Source organism: Paenibacillus sp. MCAF9, assembly GCF_052114265.1.
Taxonomy (GTDB): domain Bacteria; phylum Bacillota; class Bacilli; order Paenibacillales; family Paenibacillaceae; genus Pristimantibacillus.
The window spans coordinates 381,041-399,930 of the sequence record NZ_JBFREL010000004.1; the positions used below are offsets into that span (position 1 = coordinate 381,041).

At 45.0% G+C, this 18,890-nt stretch carries 20 protein-coding genes; 19 read left to right on the plus strand and 1 reads right to left on the minus strand.

The features are described 5' to 3' along the window. Positions 1 to 128: 128 nt before the first annotated feature. From AB4Z45_RS09695 to AB4Z45_RS09770, 16 genes are all read left to right on the plus strand, one after another. Entirely contained in the window at positions 129 to 1,256 is a 1,128-nt protein-coding gene (locus tag AB4Z45_RS09695) for a GerAB/ArcD/ProY family transporter (RefSeq protein ID WP_441908953.1), read from the plus strand. After that, positions 1,253 to 2,707, plus strand: coding sequence for a spore germination protein (locus AB4Z45_RS09700; protein ID WP_441908955.1), 1,455 nt, complete (start codon positions 1,253 to 1,255; stop codon positions 2,705 to 2,707). Before AB4Z45_RS09695 ends, AB4Z45_RS09700 begins: the two co-directional genes overlap by 4 nt. Continuing rightward, positions 2,704 to 3,879, plus strand: coding sequence for a Ger(x)C family spore germination protein (locus tag AB4Z45_RS09705; RefSeq protein WP_441908957.1), 1,176 nt, complete (start codon positions 2,704 to 2,706; stop codon positions 3,877 to 3,879). Before AB4Z45_RS09700 ends, AB4Z45_RS09705 begins: the two co-directional genes overlap by 4 nt. A gap of 88 nt (positions 3,880 to 3,967) precedes the next feature. Continuing rightward, the gene (locus AB4Z45_RS09710; RefSeq protein ID WP_339207707.1) at positions 3,968 to 4,192 is read left to right on the plus strand and encodes a hypothetical protein; all 225 of its coding nucleotides are present in this window, start codon (positions 3,968 to 3,970) and stop codon (positions 4,190 to 4,192) included. Between the two features lie 36 nt (positions 4,193 to 4,228). Then, on the plus strand, positions 4,229 to 4,624 hold the full coding sequence (locus AB4Z45_RS09715; protein WP_441908959.1) for a spore coat protein: 396 nt from the start codon (positions 4,229 to 4,231) through the stop codon (positions 4,622 to 4,624). A 198-nt stretch (positions 4,625 to 4,822) separates the two neighbouring features. After that, positions 4,823 to 5,314, plus strand: a complete 492-nt coding sequence (locus AB4Z45_RS09720) for an Lrp/AsnC family transcriptional regulator (RefSeq protein WP_076267879.1) — start codon at positions 4,823 to 4,825, stop codon at positions 5,312 to 5,314. Between the two features lie 16 nt (positions 5,315 to 5,330). Next, positions 5,331 to 6,551 carry an aminotransferase class I/II-fold pyridoxal phosphate-dependent enzyme gene (locus AB4Z45_RS09725; protein ID WP_441908961.1) on the plus strand — a complete coding sequence of 407 codons (1,221 nt, stop codon included), beginning with the start codon at positions 5,331 to 5,333 and terminating at the stop codon, positions 6,549 to 6,551. Between the two features lie 94 nt (positions 6,552 to 6,645). Beyond that, on the plus strand, positions 6,646 to 7,218 hold the full coding sequence (locus AB4Z45_RS09730) for a cob(I)yrinic acid a,c-diamide adenosyltransferase (RefSeq protein ID WP_441908963.1): 573 nt from the start codon (positions 6,646 to 6,648) through the stop codon (positions 7,216 to 7,218). Then, complete coding sequence (locus AB4Z45_RS09735; RefSeq protein ID WP_441908965.1) at positions 7,215 to 8,174, plus strand: RluA family pseudouridine synthase; 960 nt, start codon at positions 7,215 to 7,217, stop codon at positions 8,172 to 8,174. The genes AB4Z45_RS09730 and AB4Z45_RS09735 overlap by 4 nt, the downstream gene beginning before the upstream one ends. 39 nt (positions 8,175 to 8,213) lie before the next feature. Then, positions 8,214 to 8,594: an arsenate reductase family protein gene (locus tag AB4Z45_RS09740; protein WP_076267876.1), complete on the plus strand. Its 381-nt coding sequence runs from the start codon at positions 8,214 to 8,216 to the stop codon at positions 8,592 to 8,594. A gap of 8 nt (positions 8,595 to 8,602) precedes the next feature. After that, positions 8,603 to 9,808 carry an aminotransferase class I/II-fold pyridoxal phosphate-dependent enzyme gene (locus AB4Z45_RS09745; protein WP_441908967.1) on the plus strand — a complete coding sequence of 402 codons (1,206 nt, stop codon included), beginning with the start codon at positions 8,603 to 8,605 and terminating at the stop codon, positions 9,806 to 9,808. A 43-nt stretch (positions 9,809 to 9,851) separates the two neighbouring features. Next, complete coding sequence (locus AB4Z45_RS09750; protein ID WP_430057621.1) at positions 9,852 to 10,718, plus strand: 5'-3' exonuclease; 867 nt, start codon at positions 9,852 to 9,854, stop codon at positions 10,716 to 10,718. Positions 10,719 to 10,997: 279 nt separating this feature from the next. Continuing rightward, positions 10,998 to 11,981: an ABC transporter substrate-binding protein gene (locus tag AB4Z45_RS09755; protein WP_441908969.1), complete on the plus strand. Its 984-nt coding sequence runs from the start codon at positions 10,998 to 11,000 to the stop codon at positions 11,979 to 11,981. Between the two features lie 91 nt (positions 11,982 to 12,072). Then, positions 12,073 to 13,050, plus strand: a complete 978-nt coding sequence (locus AB4Z45_RS09760; RefSeq protein WP_441909094.1) for a FecCD family ABC transporter permease — start codon at positions 12,073 to 12,075, stop codon at positions 13,048 to 13,050. 50 nt (positions 13,051 to 13,100) lie between these two features. Then, positions 13,101 to 14,045 carry a FecCD family ABC transporter permease gene (locus AB4Z45_RS09765; RefSeq protein ID WP_441908971.1) on the plus strand — a complete coding sequence of 315 codons (945 nt, stop codon included), beginning with the start codon at positions 13,101 to 13,103 and terminating at the stop codon, positions 14,043 to 14,045. Positions 14,046 to 14,093: 48 nt separating this feature from the next. After that, positions 14,094 to 15,707: a helix-turn-helix domain-containing protein gene (locus AB4Z45_RS09770; RefSeq protein ID WP_441908973.1), complete on the plus strand. Its 1,614-nt coding sequence runs from the start codon at positions 14,094 to 14,096 to the stop codon at positions 15,705 to 15,707. 25 nt (positions 15,708 to 15,732) lie between these two features. Here the strand turns inward: AB4Z45_RS09770 and AB4Z45_RS09775 are convergent, their stop codons facing one another. Beyond that, complete coding sequence (locus AB4Z45_RS09775; RefSeq protein WP_441908975.1) at positions 15,733 to 16,608, minus strand: aminoglycoside phosphotransferase family protein; 876 nt, start codon at positions 16,606 to 16,608, stop codon at positions 15,733 to 15,735. A 210-nt stretch (positions 16,609 to 16,818) separates the two neighbouring features. On the opposite strand from AB4Z45_RS09775, the gene AB4Z45_RS09780 reads away from it, so the two are divergent. From AB4Z45_RS09780 to AB4Z45_RS09790, 3 genes are all read left to right on the plus strand, one after another. Continuing rightward, positions 16,819 to 17,229 (plus strand): helix-turn-helix domain-containing protein, encoded by a 411-nt coding sequence (locus tag AB4Z45_RS09780; protein ID WP_076267870.1) that lies wholly within the window; start codon positions 16,819 to 16,821, stop codon positions 17,227 to 17,229. Between the two features lie 100 nt (positions 17,230 to 17,329). Then, positions 17,330 to 18,082 (plus strand): YveK family protein, encoded by a 753-nt coding sequence (locus AB4Z45_RS09785; RefSeq protein ID WP_441908976.1) that lies wholly within the window; start codon positions 17,330 to 17,332, stop codon positions 18,080 to 18,082. Next, positions 18,072 to 18,728, plus strand: a complete 657-nt coding sequence (locus tag AB4Z45_RS09790) for a CpsD/CapB family tyrosine-protein kinase (protein ID WP_441878987.1) — start codon at positions 18,072 to 18,074, stop codon at positions 18,726 to 18,728. Before AB4Z45_RS09785 ends, AB4Z45_RS09790 begins: the two co-directional genes overlap by 11 nt. Positions 18,729 to 18,890 lie beyond the last annotated feature (162 nt).

Sequence of the window (18,890 nt, forward strand, 5' to 3'; positions counted from 1 at the left end):
AGACTATGCTTTTAGCCGGTAAACGGCTTAAGCATAGTTTTTTTTGATCCCTTTAAATAAAAGATTGACAGGATGCATTTAGATACATAGATCTGGAAACATTATCTTTGGAAGGAAGTGACAAGATTATGAAAGTGAAACCATTTGGAATTTTACCCTCTATGTTAATGATGGTTTTGTCAGTTGGACTTGTAAATCACGTTCTGGTTGTGCCGCTGCTGCTTGATGCTGCTAAGCGCGATGCATGGATTTCTGTTATTTTTGGACTTGTTATTGCCCTTCCATGGATTGCATTTCCTATTTATGGAATATTGAAGCGTATGGATGGAACGCCGTTTGATCAATGGCTCATACAACTTATGCCGCGATTTTTGGCTTGGATGATAATTAGTATTTTTCTGCTGGTTCAGCTGAGTATTGCTTTTGAATCGCTTATTATTACAGCTTCGTGGACTGCGACAACCTATTTGCCCAATACACCTTCTATGGTGGTCTGTACTGTCTTTTTAGGCCTATGTTTGTTTGCATCAGTCTCAGGGCTGCGGACAATAGCTTATGTTAGCTGCATATTATTGCCAATCGTTGTATTGTTAGGCGATTTTGTCATGTCTGCGAACATGCCTCACAAAGATTATCACTATTTGCTGCCTATGCTCGAGAATGGGATGAGCCCGGTCATGAAAGGCATTTATTATGTGCTGACTTCTTCATGTGAGTTGTTCGGGTTCCTATTTATCCAGCATCATATCCAGGGGAAATTTAAGAGATGGCATTTCATCGTGCTTGTTCTATTCTTATCGCTGCTGACGCTTGGACCGGTTATGGGCGCGATTGTAGAATTCGGACCCGTTGAAGCGGATAAGATGCGCTACCCTGCCTTTTCGCAATGGAGATTGGTCTCCATCGGTAAATATTTCGAGCATGTTGATTTTTTTGCTATTTTCCAGTGGATGTCAGGCGCACTTATTCGACTTGCTTTATCTATTCACATTTTGTCAGAGTTTTGGCCGCTGCGCCGTTTAAAACAGAAATGGATTTCCCCTACTGTGCTTGGCGTGATCATTTTGGTCATTTCGGGCGTTGGCATCAAAAATATGCTTCAGGTAAGGAGCGCATTACATGCTGCATTTCAGTACACGGGCGTTGTCGTTATGTTCTTAACGATCGTGATTTGGATCGTGTCTATGTTTAGAAAAAAACAAGGTGATCATAAAAGAACAGCCATTATCGGTTCCGAGGAGGCAGAGCAGTCATGATTCATCACGAGCATATTTGTGAGATGGATCACAACGAGATTTCGTTGGATCAGTTAAAACACATGTTGAAGGATTGTCATGATGTTATTGAATATAAGCTGACACTCGATGTAGAAGGCCCAATGGAAGTGACTTTGTTTTATTGCGATGGATTAATCGACAATCAACAATTACAGCTCGGCCTGCTTCCGCTATTGGAGAAATGGGCGGAGCAATTAAGAACGGTGCCAGACGCAGATACAGGTGAAAAACATAAGCCCAGCATGTTATTTAGTAAAATTCAGTCTGGGGATCTTGGCAGCAACGTATTTGCACGCCTATTTGCAGGCAGTGTCATATTGTCTTTTGCTAAATTCGAAGGATTGTTTGAATTTGACATCGCTAATCAGCCTGGAAGGACACCAGAGGAGTCGGTGCTTGAAGTATCGATTCGAGGACCGCGCGACGGGTTCGTCGAACAGCTTTCAACGAATGTTGCATTAGTCCGCATGAGGCTGAAAACAACAGATATGCATGTAGAGTATCGAAAAATCGGCTCCGAGTCCTTAACGGAGGTCGCTTTGCTTCATATGGAGGGCAAGGCCGATCCCAAGCTTGTTAAAGAAGCTAGAAGGAGACTGGACAATATCGATATTCCGGCTTTAGTAGGAGGAAGTCAACTGGAGGAGCTTTTATCCGACCGCCGCTTATCTTTATTTCCACTCGTTGAATTTGTAGGACGGCCTGATTATGTCGTTCAATCCTTGCTGCAAGGCAAGGTAGCAATATTGCTCCATGGGTCGCCATCGGCACTTATTGCTCCAGGAAACTTATTGCTGCTCATCAAATCACCAGAGGACGCACATTTACCTTTTTATTATGTTTCATTAGAACGTTTGTTAAGGCTCGTAGGACTCGTATTAGCTATTTGTTTGCCAGGTTTTTGGATAGCGCTGTCAGCATTCAACACGGATCAGATTCCATTTACGCTGCTAGCAACCGTTACGATGTCGCGAATCGGATTGCCGCTGTCGGCAACGATGGAAATGTTTCTGATGCTGACCATGTTCGAGCTGTTCAGGGAAGCCGGTGTAAGACTGCCAAGGGCAGTAGGCCAAACCGTTTCTGTTGTAGGCGGATTGATCGTTGGAGATGCAGCAATCCGTGCGGGCATGACATCACCAACGATGCTCGTAATGGCCGCGGTAACGGCAGTATCAACCTTTACTCTCGTGAATCAGTCATTAAGCGGCTCGGTAAGCATCATCCGTTACCTTGTCCTTATCTGCTCATCTGTGCTGGGCATTTTCGGTTTTTTTGTCGGCTCCTTTGCGGTACTTATCTATTTGTGCACGTTAGAATCATTTGGACGCTCTTACTTATACCCGGTTGCACCTATGCGCTTAAAAGAGCTGCTGCCAGCGCTTATACAAATGCCATGGAAGCTTAAGAGTACGAGGAGGGATAAATGATGCTCTCTGCATGGATTACAAAGCAGGGAACACAGCTTAGAAAGTGTGCTGCACTGGCAGGCATCGTGTTTATGTCGTTGCTGCTGCAAGGCTGCTGGGATGAAGTTAACTTGGCGGATGTGAGCTATATATCCGCATTTGGCATCGATTATAAGGACGGACAATACGATATTTATGCCCAAACGGTTAAATTTGGCCTAATTGCAAAAACAGAATCACTTCAGCCTGATCCGAATCCGGTTTGGATTGGAAAAGGGTCAGGAGATACTGTACTGCTTGCTCTAAATGACCTGGCTCGCTCTGGCCAAACGATTTTGAGCTTGGAGCATTTAAAAACCGTTATCGTACAGGAGAGAGCGATGAGCAGAATCGCTGACATCATGGACGGGGTGAATCGTCAGCGGGCATCGCGGTATACGTCGCTGCTTTTCGGAACCAAAGCTCAGATTGAAAAAATTTTTACTAGCGATACTTTTTATGATCAATCACCGCTTAACAGCATTATGTATATGCCGGGTCCTCTCGACAGCCAGAGAAGCTTTATTCGTCCTTATTCCTTGCAGCTGGCGGTACAGACGCTGAATGAACCCTCCATGGTCACTACTTTCCCTGCTTTGAATGCAAATGAAGAATACTGGAAAAGAAAGAAACAACCGCTGCAAATCCAGTTAATCGAAGGGATATTTATATTTAAAGATCTTAAATATCTCGGTTATCTTACGGAGCCTGAAGCCACAGGGCTAAGATGGGCAGATCCTGAATTCAAGCATTTTGTGCTCAAAGCGCAAGGGGAAAAAGGGAAAGCGGCAATCGCTGTCGTTTCATCCAAAGGGAATGTTGATGTGAGTTTTAAAGGTGACAAGCCCATTTTCACATTAAAGATGCGAGTAGACGGGAATGTCGCAGAAATGGATGGCGTTATACAGGAACATGAAATTGTTTCGTCAGTTAAAGCGCGGATTAAGCAGGAGATGGAGGATACGTTCCGAAAGGGGCTGGAGAAGAAAGTTAGTTTCTTTCAACTGGAGCATCATCTGTACCGTTACCATCAAGCTTATTGGCAGCAAATGTGCAAAGGCAAGGAGTGGCTGCCGAAGCCCGATCAGTTAATCATAGAGGTGGACTTTCAATTAATTCACACCGGTAATTTCGATTTAAATATTGGCACATAAATAAAGGAAATTTAGCTCATAATACGTTTGGTACGAAATAAATGGATCAAATCGTAATTTTGAACCAAGTTTAGAGGAGGATGACCAAATGATGCAGCCAATGACGGCAAAAGAGCTGGAGTACATTGCAGACTCTATGTCTAACGAGGATTTATTAATTAAGCAATGTGCAACGCTTGTTGCTACGGGTACTACACCAGCGCTTAGAAATTTATGCTCACAAATGATTCAAACCCATCAGCAGCACTATGATTCTTTGCTGCATGCGATCTCGCACCATCAGCAAATGGCTCCAACACAGCCTCAACAATAAGAAGGATTTTAAAAGAAGATTAGGAGGTCAATCATAATGCAGCAACAACAAAACCAATCGATACTGACTGAGGAAGATTTGGCAAGCACGATCCTTAGCGATTTGAAAAGAGTTGTTCGTGAATATGCAACAGCAGCAACAGAATCTACTTGTCCTGATATTCGCCAGCTGTTTACGAAATTGACAGACAGCACGTTGGCACTGCAAGGCCAGCTGTTCACGGCGATGCAGCAAGCGAATATGTATAATACATCCTCGCCTGCCCTGCGTCAGGAGCTGGACAAGCAGGCAAAGCAATATCAGCAAACCAAACAAAAAACGAGCCAGTTTTTACAGCAAAACCTAGGGCAACAGCAAAACCAAACGATGTATACGCCGCAAATGCACCAGTCCGGCCAATATCAACAAGGCTCACAAACGCATTACATGTAAAGACCCCTTTGGGGTCTTTCCTTTTTATAAGGATTAGGAAGCAGAAGCAGCTTTTACATATGATGCTAATATTTCTCCGCGAGAAGTGCTGAAGCCGCCAAAATAAAGGCTTCAGCCTTTTATGCTTTGATTGCGCGAGGAACAAAAACGTTGTAAAATATTCTTTATAATTGCAGTTGTACTGGAAGGAGTTATACAATGACCGAATTACAGTTGAAAGTGCTTGAACTGCTTCAGGAGGATGCGCGCAGGGATGCAGATTTGATCGCAACCATGTTAGCCGTAACAACCGAGGAAGTAAAGCAAGCCATCGCCGAGCTAGAGAAAGACCATATTATCGTGAAGTATGCGACAGTCGTAAACTGGAGCAAGATTGACGACCAGAAGGTAACTGCACTTATTGAGGTACAAATTACACCAGAACGCGGTCGCGGTTTCGAAGGAATCGCTGAGCGCATTTATTTATATCCAGAAGTAAAATCCGTCTACCTGATGTCGGGAGCATACGATTTGCTCGTTGAGGTTGAAGGAAAAACGTTGAAAGAGGTCGCCTCTTTTGTATCGAATAAACTATCGCCTATTGACGCGGTATTATCGACAAAAACATTTTTTATTTTGAAAAAATACAAACAAGACGGCATTATCTTCGAGGAGCATGAAGGTGATCATCGGTTGATGGTTTCGCCGTGAAAAAAGGGTGATGGCAATGATTAAAGATGAAGAGAAACAACCCTCCACACCTTTGCAGCGTCAATCGATGGCTGATTATTTGTCACCGCTCGTTCGGGGCATCAAACCGTCGGGAATCCGTCGGTTTTTTGATTTGGTCAGTACGCGCAAGGATGTTATTACATTAGGAGTAGGGGAACCGGACTTTGTGACGCCATGGCATGTTCGGGAAGCTGCTGTATATGCGCTTGAAATGGGGAAAACGCAATACACGTCAAATGCAGGTATGCCAGAGCTTCGCGAAGCCATTGGGCAGTATTTAAATGATCAATTTGCCGTACCTTACAACCCTGCCAGCGAAATTTTAGTAACCGTTGGCGGCAGTGAAGCCATTGATCTCGCCCTTCGCGCGTTTATTTCGCCAGGCGATGAAATCTTGATTCCTGAGCCATGTTATATTTCCTATTCACCAATAACCGCGCTTACCGGAGGAAAACCTGTCGGTATTGAAACGTTTGCCAAGGATGAATTTAAGCTGAAGGCAGAGTCGCTTCAAGCCGTTATAACGCCGAAATCAAAAGTACTTATTTTATGTTATCCAAGCAACCCTACTGGCGGCACTATGACCTATGAGGACTGGCTGCCTATTGCAAAGCTAGTGGAAGAGAATGATCTTATTGTTATTTCCGATGAGATTTATGCGGAGCTTACTTACGGCTCGAAGCATGTAAGCTTTGCTGCAATGCCGGGGATGAAGGATCGTACCATTCTTGTGAGCGGCTTCTCGAAAGCTTTCGCGATGACAGGCTGGCGGATGGGTTATGCCTGCGGCCATCCCGATCTTATTGCAGCTATGCTAAAAATTCACCAGTATACAGTGATGTGCGCGCCGATTATGGCACAGTATRCAGCGCTTGAAGCACTTCAACATGGCTTAGAAGAGAAGGACCGCATGGTGGAGGCTTATAATCAGCGCCGGCGTCTTGTCGTAAAAGGATTCAGGGAAATCGGACTCGATTGCCATGAGCCGCAGGGTGCGTTTTATGCATTTCCATCGATCGTATCGACGGGCTTATCAAGTGAGGAGTTTGCGCAGCGTCTGCTCGATGAAGCGAATGTTGCAGCTGTTCCAGGAGATGTATTCGGTCTCGGAGGCGAAGGCCATCTTCGCTGCTCCTATGCAACTTCTGTCACGAATCTGACCGAAGCGCTTGATCGAATAGGCGGCTTTGTACATCGCTTGAAGCTAGAAGGCTAATCTAGCGCCTTTAATAAACAGCAGGTCAGGAGCTTATCCGGCCTGCTGTTTGCATGAATAGAGAGTAATGGATGAAAAAAAGGAGGCAAGGCCGATGAAACTATATACGAGAACGGGCGATAGCGGTCAAACATCTTTAATTGGCGGCCGCGTGCGCAAGGATGATGTTCGTGTTGAGGCATATGGTACCATAGATGAATTGAATTGTTTTGTAGGGCAGGCAGCGGCGGAAGCTGCCAAGCACGAAGAGCTGGCAGAGATGGCAGCTTGGCTTGTTGATATCCAGCAGGAGTTGTTTGACTGCGGCTCAGATCTTGCTTACGCCGTTGAAGGCGCGCCTCTAAAAATATCGGCAGAGCCGTCTAAACGTCTGGAAGAATGGATTGACCAATATACGGCAGAGGCACCGGAAATCACGAGGTTTATTTTGCCGGGAGGAAGCTCTGTTTCTGCTGTTTTGCATGTATGCCGAACGGTATGCCGCCGGGCAGAGCGCCGCGTTGTAACGCTTGCAGCTGAGCATCCGATTAATGCTGATGTACAAACGTATTTGAATCGATTGTCCGATTTTTTCTTCGCCGCTGCTAGAGTTGCAAATGCGAAGCTTGGCGTATCAGATACGGAATATGTACGCAGCGCAGAAGTATTTCGGAAGCCGAAAAAATGATGGATAGACTAGAATTATTATATTATCGCCCGCTAGTGGCTGCGGTTAGCGAGGCAGAGCATGGAATGACTGTCCGGCGGGTGCTGGAGCGTCAACTGGGCGTATCGCGCAAGCTGCTCTCGCAAGTAAAGCAAACGGAGCATGGACTGACTGTAAACGAGATTCGTGCCTATACGACAGCTCCCGTTGCAGCGGGCGATATCATTCGCGTACGCATGGAGCGGGAAATTTCCGAAGATATTTTGCCGCAGCCTATTCCGGTACAGATCGTATTCGAGGATGAGGATCTGCTTATCGTAAATAAACCAGCTGGAATGATCGTCCATCCGACTCATGGACATTACACGGGGACGCTTGCTAATGGTATCGTCCACCATTGGCAAGAAGCGGGAGAGAAGGTGCGTTTCCGTCCTGTCCACCGCCTTGATGAAGAAACATCCGGACTTGTCGCGATTGCCAAAACCTCCTATGTACATCAACAGCTTTCGGAGCAAATGCAGGCAAACGGTATTTTAAAGCTGTACCGCGCATATGTTTATGGCTGCCCTGAGCCAGCTGCGGGAGTGGTTGATGCGCCGATTGACCGTGACCCAGACCAGCCGCATGTTCGCATCGTCACGCCGGAGGGTTATCCGTCTATTACGCATTATGAGACGATTGCACATTATGAATCTACTTCGGACAAGCCTGCCGCAGCGGCAGTGCGCTTAAAGCTCGAAACGGGACGGACGCATCAAATTCGCGTGCATATGAAGCATATCGGCTGCCCGCTTATCGGAGATAAAATGTATGGTACTCAGCAAGGTGTGGAGGAAGAGTGGGAGGATGCAGTCGGTCGTCAAGCACTCCATGCCGAGATACTGGGCTTTACCCATCCCATTACAAAAAAATGGATGGAATGGCGTGCGGAATTGCCGCCTGAGCTTGAACGATTAGAACGGAATCTATCAAAATAAAATGGGACTAGTCAGCCCAATGCTGGAGGAAACAAGAGGATGACGAAACAAAAGGAACTAACTATCATTCAATATCCAAAATGCGGTACATGCCGCTCAGCGCTTAAATCGCTGCAAAATAAGGGCAACGATGTCGTATCCAGAAATATTGTAGAGCAAACACCTACAGCTGCGGAGCTAAAGGAGATTGTAAAAAACAGCGGTCTAGAGCTGAAAAAGTTTTTTAACACATCTGGAGATGTCTACAGGGAGCTTGGTTTGAAGGACAAGCTGGCTGACATGTCTGAAGATGAGAAATATGACTTGCTTGCTTCGAACGGCATGCTGATTAAACGGCCTATCGTGACGGATGGCAAGACGGTTACTGTTGGATATAAGGAAGAACAATACGAACAAGTTTGGAACAATGGAAAAGGGTGAATGGACGTATGTCACAAACCAAATGGCGTTCCAAGCGGCTGTCGCAGCTAGGATCATCCATATTTGCAGAAGTTGCAGCGTGGAAGCGCTCAGCTGCGGAAAGCGGTCTTGATATTATTGATCTGGGCATCGGAAATCCGGATCAGCCGCCTTCGCCCGCCGTTAGACAGGCGCTTAGTGAAGCGGCATTGCGCAGTGATATGTACTCGTATCCAGCAATCAAAAGCGGCTTGCCGTTTCGAGAGCATGCAGCGAAATGGATGAAGCACCGATTTAACGTGGAGCTGGATGCCGGAGACGAGATCGTAACACTGCTTGGCTCACAAGACGGTCTTGCCCATCTTGCCATGGCGCTTAGTGATCCTGGCGATATCGTTTTGCTGCCTAATCCGGGGTATCCGATCTATGCTGCATCATTAGCACTCGCGGGAGTAGAGTCTGTATTGATGCCGCTGCGCGAGGAGAATGGCTTTATGCCCGATCTGGAGGCAATACCGGATTCGGAGTGGGACCAGGCAACGTTTATTTTGCTCAATTATCCGAACAATCCGATTTCTGCAATAGCGGATACCTCCTTTTTTGAGCGATTGATTGATAAAGCAAAGCGTCATAACGTGTTGGTCGTCCATGATCTTGCATATTCCGAGATGGGATTTGAAGGCTGTGAGCCGCCAAGCATTCTTGAGGTACCGGGTGCAATCGATCATGCGGTTGAATTCCATTCTTTGTCCAAAAGCTTCAACATGGCTGGCTGCAGAATTGGTTTTTTGGCTGGAAATAGAGCAGCAGTTGCTGCTCTCCGCGAGCTGAAAGCGAATATTGACTACGGCGTGTTTGATCCTATTCAAGAGGCAGGAATTGTTGCACTTCAGGAAGCGATAGCAAATGTAGAGAAGCCAAAGGCAGGAAAGCTTTATGAGCATCGGCGCAATACGTTCCTTGAAGCACTTCGTGCAGAAGGATGGGATGTTGCGGCACCTCGGGCAACAATGTTCGTTTGGGCGCAGCTTCCTCCTATGCAGTGGTCGCTTAGCGAGCCGTGGACGTCCAGACGAATTTCCCAGGAAATGCTTCGTCAAACAGGCGTTGTCGTAGTGCCTGGGGAAGCTTTTGGCTCCGAGGGTGAAGGTTATGTAAGAATAGCGCTGGTTGAAAGCGAAGAACGGTTGAAGGAAGCTGCGGGGCGGATTGGAAAATTTATTCGCGGGCAATAAATATAAATAATAGTTTGATATGTTTGAGAGGGGTTTTATAACGATGAGTGAACAACGTTTACTTTTGGTTGATGGGATGGCAATTTTATTTCGGGCGTATTTCGCTACTTCATTCGGAGGAAGCGTTCGTAAAACAAGTGCAGGCGTACCTGTTAATGCAGTTCATGGTTTTGTTCGTTATTTCATGGATGCGATCAATACTTTTAATCCAACCCATGTCGTATGCTGCTGGGATATGGGAAGCACGACATTTCGTACGGAGCAGTATGATGGTTACAAATCCAATCGTCCGTCTGCGCCAGAGGATTTAATTCCTCAGTTTGATCTTGTGAAAGAAGTCGTTGCCAGCTTCGGTGTGCCGAATATTGGGATCGCAGGATATGAGGCGGATGACTGCATTGGAACACTTGCTGCTGCACTTAAGGATCAAGCGCAAATTTTCGTTGTGACGGGTGACCATGATATGCTTCAGCTGGTGGACGACCGGGTATCGGTTGCGATCATGAAGAAGGGCATCGGGAACTACATGGTGTATACGCCGGAAACGCTAATGGAAGAACGCCAACTTACGCCTATTCAAATTATCGACATCAAAGGGTTAATGGGAGATACAGCGGACAATTACCCAGGCGTGAAAGGTATAGGAGAAAAAACAGCGCATAAGCTTATTCAAGAGCATGGTTCAATCGAGGGCTTGCTTGCTAATTTGGAGGCGGTATCCAAAACAATCCGAGTAAAAATTGAAGCGGATCTTGATATGCTGCATCTATCCCGTGATTTAGCGACAATTCGCTGTGATGTGCCAGTATCCGCAGAGCTTGATGGCTGCTGCTGGGCGTATGAACGCGAAACCGTATTGCTCAAATTTGAAGAGCTGGAATTTAAAAGCTTAATATCGCTTATTGGATAAATGAAAAGGATCTCCTCTTACGGTTATATACCGTAGTGAGGAGATTTTTTTTTGCGATTAGATTTAAATAGGGAATGGTCAGGCAGCGTGTTGATGACAGATTTCTAATCCTAATATTGCAGCAACGCAACTTAAAAATGGATAATTTTGGGTGATTATCATCAGATTTAAAAATAGTACATGAAATAAAAAGGTTTGTGCATGGACAGTGTCATAGGATGTACGCTATTTTATTAATAATGGTTATCATTCTTAATTAGACGCAGGAGGAATAAAGGAATGTTTTCACGCAATCAAGTTCGTCATCTTAAATTAGGGGTATTGCTCTCCCTTATTGGGTTAATGATTTTGGTGCTTTCCGCATGCAGCAGTGCTGAATCGAGTACAGAAAACAATGGAATGAAAAGCACCGAAAAACCATTGGAAGCAACGTCAGAGCCAGCGGTTGACCGGACGGTCAAAGATGCATATGGAGACGTGTTGGTGCCAGCTAGCCCGGCAAAAATTGTCGTGCTGGATATCGGAGCGCTTGATAACTTGTTGGAGCTTGGCATTACGCCAATTGGAGCACCTTCAATTCTTGCTGCAGGAGATCCATATCCAGCTTATCTGAAAGGAACAGAAGGGATTTCGAATATTGGATCTGTAAATGAGCCCAACTTGGAAGCGATAGATGCTTTAAAGCCGGATTTGATTATCGGCAACAAAGATACACATGACGCGATCCATGATCAGCTTACGAAAATCGCACCGACTGTATTCGTAGAAACATTAGGCGTTACATGGAAAGCGAACCTGCAGCTGCATGCTGAAGCAGTGAACAAACAAGCAGAAGGCCAAAAACTGCTGGATGCCTACAATGGGAAAATAACAGATCTAAAATCCAAATTAGCGGACAAAGGAAAAAGTGTCTCACTATTCCGTCCGCGTGCAGATAAAATACAAATTTATTTGAAGGATACGTTCGCTGGAACCATTATGACAGACGCTGGGATCAATCGTCCCGAATCGCAGAACATTGAAGGATTCTCCAAGGATGTGACCGAGGAGCAAATGAGCAGCCTGGATGGAGATATAATCCTTTGGTTCAACCGAGAGCCAGACGCCTTTGCCAAGGTTGAGAAAAGTGCGTTATGGGCTTCCTTAAACGGAGTCAAAAGCAACAGTGTTCATTCCGTTGATTGGGAATATTGGATGAGCGGACTTGGCATTCAAGCCGTAAACAAGGTTGTCGATGATCTGCAATCATTTCTTGTAAAATAATTAAAGATTGGGTCGCCCAAGCGGCGCCCCAATCTTTCTTCGTTTATTTGACAATGACGAGCTGGAGGTAGGCGAAGTGAAGCCCAGATTGATGGGATTGGCTGTTCTTGTTATTTTTGTTTGCGCTGCTTTATTATCAAGCATTTTGTTTGGGATTGTACAAATTCCACTCCATGCCGCCCTCAATGCATTTTGGTCATATGATGCTTCACAGGAAGCTCACATCATTATCCGTTCCGTCAGGCTGCCAAGAGCACTGATCGCAGCAGCGGTGGGAGGCTCGCTCGCTGTAGCGGGCTGCTTGATGCAGGCGCTCAGCCGAAATGCGTTAGCAGGCCCTGAGTTATTCGGGGTGAACTACGGGGCTGCACTCGCTGTAGTTATCGCTTCGATAGCATTACATTCCACATCGCTTACTGTATTTTCCTGGTCGGCTTTACTCGGTGCAGCAGCTGCAGGAACAGCTGTATTTCTGCTTGGTTCATTAAGGAGAGGCACATTGACCTCAGTCAGGCTTGTACTCGCAGGAGCAACGATCAACCTTTTGCTTACCTCCCTTACGCAAGGGATACTTATTTTGAATGAGCAGTCTTTGGATACGATGCGATTTTGGCTAGCTGGTTCGCTTACAGGACGGGATCTGCAATTGTTTATACAGGTGTCCCCTTATATGCTAGTTGGATTAATTTGTGCGTTTGGTCTAAGCAATCATATGAATGTTATCGGTCTCGGAGAGGATGCGGCACAAGGACTGGGCCAGCATGTTTTTTTTATCAAAACACTCTGTATCGTCGCTATTGTGCTGCTTGCAGGCAGTGCGGTTGCTATCGCTGGTCCCATTGGGTTCATCGGACTTGCTATTCCGCATATTGCTCGATCAATTGTAGGACTTAATTACCGATGGATCATACCTTATTCCGCATTAATCGGTGCTCTGCTGCTGCTGATTGCGGACATTGGCGCACGATTTGTACTGCCTGAGCAGGAAATTCCGGTAGGAGTTGTAACGGCCTTCTTCGGGGCGCCATTTTTAATTTATTTGGCTCAGCGAAGGGGTGGAGCGGCATAACTTCTTTTATAAAAGGGCGTTGGCACCGAATTATTATTTCGTTGTTGTTAATGAATGTACTTGTTTTGCTGTTGAACATTATTATTGGCGAGAGAAATATACCTGTGATGGATGCCATCCAGACAGCGCTTGGGATAGGCAGTGATGAATATGCGTTTACGATTCGCCAAGTGCGGCTGCCAAGGGTACTGACTGGATTTTTGGCTGGATGCGGCTTGGCATTATCGGGTACGATCCTGCAAATGATTACCCGCAACCCGCTGGCTTCACCGGGTGTCATTGGACTAAATGCAGGAGCGGCAGCTGCTGTAGTTGCTTTTCTGGTGCTTGTCCCTTCCTTTCCAATGAGCCGTCTTCCATTGGTTGCATTTGGAGGAGCGCTGTTGGTCGCATTAACGATCTATAAGCTCTCTTGGAAAAAAGGAAGTTCTACCGAGCGTATGCTTCTAGTTGGAGTTGGCATTTCTGCAATGGCCGGCGCATTAATAACGTATTTACTGACAGTGGGCAAAATATTCCGTGTTTCTCAAGCATTTGTATGGATGGCAGGCAGCTTATATGGCCGGACGTGGGAACATTTCTGGCCGCTGCTCCCGTGGATTATCATTTTATTTGTGCTGCTAATGCTGTATACACGCTCCCTTGATTTGCTGCAGCTCAGCGATAGTTCAGCAATTGGGATGGGCATACGACTGGAACGCGTCAGATTTTTACTCCTCTTATTTAGCGTTGGTTTAGCAGGCTCAGCTGTCTCGATGGCTGGAACGATTGCATTTGTGGGACTGATGGCTCCGCATATTGCTTCAAATCTGGTAGGTACACCGAGTGTAAAAAGACTGCCGGTTGCTGCACTTCTCGGAGGGTTAATCGTTATGTTGGCGGATTTATTAGGGAGAGTGCTTTTTTCGCCATTTGAAATACCAGTAGGATTAATTACTGCGCTGATTGGGGCGCCCTATATGATCAATTTGCTGGTTCGTCGCAGAAGCTTTTAAGAAATGAAATTAGCGAACGTTTTATGAAAGGCAGGCGGTTGTTGCTAAATGATGCCTCATTCCACATTGACTCATTCGCTCTATCTGTTCTCATCGGTGCGCAAGAGACGCTTCACAGGCAAGAGAGGAATACGCACCTATCGGATTCCAGTATATTTATTATCCTTTATTACAGAAGGCGAAGGCGTTATTCTATTGGATGGTACGCTATGTAGAATTCGTCCGTTTGAGCTATTTTTGCTTGTGCCAGGCATGGTTGTAGAAATATCAGAGCAATCCGGGGGCTTTGAATATTATGGCGTGTTTTTTCAGCCGCAAACATTAGTTAAGACGAAAGGCGGCATGATACTATCCAGCTCAATAACGCTGTCTGGCTCGCTGTTACCCGGCAGAATGCCAGTCTCTCAGCCTCAGCATATTCTGCAGCGAATTGTTGAAATGGATAAGAGCAGCAAGGACGAGCGGGCAAAAGATAGCTTGTCACTTCGGCTGCAGCTGGAACAATTTATTCAATTTTTAATCAAGAGCGTTCCAGAGCCGACTGAACAAAACGATGATCGCATCAATCGAAGCATTTCTTATATGGAGCAGCATTATACGGATAAAATAAGCATGGGGAAGCTCGCGGAAATGGCAGGGATGTCTCCAGTCGCTTATTCTCGTCTATTTGTAAAAATAACGGAGCTCTCCCCTGTCGAGTATTTGGGTACAATTCGAATGAATAAAGCAAAGCAGCTTCTGAGCAAAAAAAATACTAGGGTGAAGGAAGTTGCTGCTGCTGTCGGATTTCGCAGCGAATTTTATTTCAGTCGAATGTTTCAGCGGATGGTCGGCGTTTCCCCAACGATATTTATGAAGCGGGAGACCGTAAGAGTAGCGGTAGCCTCTTCGCTTGGGTATCAGCACTATTTGCATTCTTTAGGGATTGAGCCAGTATGTGTGCTCGATTTATTTCACTACCCGGGATTAAGCGAGAAAGAGTATGCAGCGCGGTTCCACAGCCAATTGGAGGAATTGAAGCGCTCTGCTCCCGATCTTATTATTGCTGACCATTATCAGAGCGAATTTCGTGAGTCATTGAAGGAAATTGCATTTCCCGTTTTTCACGACTTGTCGGTATGGGATTGGAAACGCAACTTTTTGAAAATTGCGGAGCTGCTCGGCCGGGAAAACGAAGCTGCTCAAACATTAACCCGCTTGGAAATGCGGACGCTGGAAGTGAAGCAGACGCTGCAGCAAGCCTTGGGTGAGAGTCGTATTACCATTATGCAAGTCAATCATCGGACGATAGGCATACAAGGTACAACGGGTCATCCATTAAATGAACTGATTTATGGCGAACTCGCCTTGAAGCCCGGTGCTCCGGGATGCGGAGACATTTGGAGACAAGAGATGCTGCCGGAGTCGATGCCGCTCCTCGAAACGGAGCATTTATTTATACATAAGCATCATGTGCTTGCTGGAAGCGGGAAGATGTTTCAGCGGATGCTCGAGACAAATGTATGGGATCAAATTCCTGCTGTGAAAACCGGCAATACTAGACTGATTCAAAATTGGTTTGTGATGAGCTGGACGCCAATAGGAAGGCATTCCATTATGGACATGCTGATGGAATTATGTGCGAATCAAGATGGGCAACAAAAAAGGTTGGACATGGCTTAGCCTTGTTCAACCTCTATTTGAGTTTCTATATGGAGTAATCATACAATCCCAGCTCTTTCAAATACGAATTGCTTGAAATTAAACGTTTTATTCTATCGTTGGTTTTTGATCCTTTGGGTACATTGCCATTTCTACTGAGCAAAACCCATCTTAGACATGCAATGGCTTCAAAAAGTTGTACGTCATGCTGGGAAATCTCGTTTTTGTCCAGATAGGCTGAGCGAAATGCATGAGCGTTCTGCTCTGACACAAAAATGCTTATTAAAACAAACGACCATGCAAAATCATACCTGGTGTCCCCCAGCTGTCCATTGGTCCAATCGATGACGGTATACTTCCCGTTGTTCTCGAGTATATTTCCTAAATGAAAATCACCGTGGATGATGTGGTCTTGCTTGAGCTGAGTTAAACTTAAAAAACGAGTTAAGCCCACAAATAGATCAGCATGTTCGTTTATCGCAGGATAGAAGTAACCGATGAAGTCATACTTTGAAAGCTGTACATGTTCCATTTCCTCCAAAGGGGTTTGATGGATGTTAGACAATAGAATAGCGAGCTCTGACACTTTCTTTTTATTAACCTTTGTTATGGAGTCACCGTCAAATGAGGTAAACAATACCTTCTCGGCATTTGGATTTATTCCCCAGCCGATAGGTCTAGATACGGCTAAGCCGCGATCAAAAAGTGCATGCAATAAATGAAACTGGAAACCAACATCAGGTTTAGATTCCTTGTTCCATGTTTTTAACACGTAGCTTGATTGCTCGAATTCGACCTTTACCACCTCAGCTTCAAAACCTTGATCCATTGTTGAAATGGCTAAGTTATCTTCTTGTTGCAATAGATGATCGATAAGGTCATTTTTCACTATCCAGTCTATCGATTTAAGCGAATATATCATAAATAATCTCCCTTTCAGCAAATTATTAGAGTCACTTTGTTAGCAAAAATTGTACATCTTTGCTGCTTCTTTGCATATAAAAAAATGGAATGCTATTGACCTGTTCTCATTAAAGAACTAAAATATACATATTGTCTGTTATAAAGTGTTAGTTTGTGTTGTTTTTGTTGAGCTTTACGTTTAGATCTAAACTGGCCGAAGGAGAATATTATGATAGGGGAACGGATTAAAAGTCTACGGGAAAAAAAGGGCTACTCGATCACGAAGCTTGCTGACCTAGCGGGCGTATCCAAGTCCTACTTGAGCTACATTGAACGCAATATGCAGAATAACCCATCTCTTCAGGTAATGGCAAAAATAGCAGCTCCACTAGACTCAAACATTGAATATTTACTCGGAGAAGAGCATTTACCAAAGATTCATATGGATGAAACGTTGGATGAGGAATGGCGAGTCATTATTAAAAATGCGGTTGATGAAGGTATGAGCAAGGGTGATTTCCAAGCACTAAAAGACTTGATCCGTTCAAATATGTGGAAGGAAAGCAGAACGGAGACGAATGTCTACTCTGCTGACAAAAAGAAATCATCAAATATTATTATTCTACATATCGATAACTGACATTGAATAAAAAGTCGGAAAAGTGTATTGACATGTTCTATATAAAGAACTAATATTGTGTTATTGTTCTTTATAACAAACATAGTAAGCAGGTGTGCAAATGGAAGGTAAACGGCTGGAGGATTCACAAGCATCGCATCATGATCAAGACAGAGTGAAGATTAAAGAAATAAATCTTAAAGCGTTATTTCTCACGGTAAAAAAACGTCTGTGGATAGTCGTGGTCATTACTATTCTCTTTACAGTCGCTGCGGGCTTCTTCAACTCAAAGCCTGAAACGCCAATGTACGTATCAAACACGCGGATGATCGTGGCTGCTTCCTCGGATATGATGGGCACAGTGAGGGTATTGTTCAGAGAGCCAATCGTTTTGGATCAGGTAATTGAAAAACTCGGTCTTAATCTCTCGGCAGCAGCGCTGCGAAGCCAAATTAGAGTAGACAGTGTAGATGCCTCGCTTGTTACCGTAGTTTCTGTTATGGATACCGATCCAAGGCTTGCAGCCGAGATCGCGAATACAGCAGTGGAAACCTACAGGCAAGTAGCATCGGAAGTGCTTGGAATTACGAGCATCAGATTGTTGACGAAGGCAGAAGAAAATCCTTTCCCAATTAATGAAAAAAGCAATCGTATCGTGTACATTGCCTTCTTGCTTGGCATGATTTTGAGCGTAGGATTAGTATTCCTGCTAGATTCACTCGATGATTCTATCAAATCAGAACGAGAAGTGGAAGAACTGCTTGGCCTAACGATGCTTGGTCAAGTTAATAAAATTAAACGAAAAGATTATGGTAGCAGTCGTTTGAAAAAACAAAAAAGCATTTCCGTAAGAGGTGAGACGATTGGTTCGTGAACGGCAAAAGGTATCAAAGTCTTATGTAAACAAAAGCTTACTCGCTTATATTAATCCGCATGGCATCGTTTCGGAACAATATCGAACCATTCGCAACAATATTCATTATGCAGCGAGCGGCAGCAAGGTGCGTTCTTTACTGGTCACTTCGCCCTCAGAGGGCGAAGGAAAATCGACAGCGGCAGTCAACTTAGCAGTCTGTATGGCACAACGTGGCGATAGAGTGCTGATCATCGACGCAAATTTTCGCAATCCAATCATAAACAAAATCTTTAATGTACAAACCTCGCCAGGCTTGTCGAATGTTTTAGGGCAGCAGCTCGAAATTCGTGAAGCGATCTATAATACGGAGGTCGAAGGACTCGATATATTGCCAAGCGGGCAGCGCCTCTATAATTCGACAGAACTGCTCGATTCACAGCTAATGGTAGATGTAATGGCATTTGCAGATGAGCATTATGACATGGTCCTGCTGGATTGCCCGCCGGTTCTTGGCGTTCCGGATACGAATGCGCTGGTAAGTAAATGTGACGGCGTGCTCTTGCTTTTAAAACATGGGAAAACACAGCAGGAGCATGCACTGGAAGCGAAACGTGCATTGCTGTTTGCAAAAGCTAATATATTGGGTGTCATACTAAATAAGTAGAGCGTTTGATGATATCAATCGGATAGCGCTTTTTTTACGGACTATTGTTCTTTATAAAGCACGTTAAGTGTTTGTAAAGGCAATTTCATTCGGTAATGTCTCCTCACCGTTATCAATGGAGGCACTCGGCCATTCTGTGGGTTGCAAAAAAACCTTAGACGC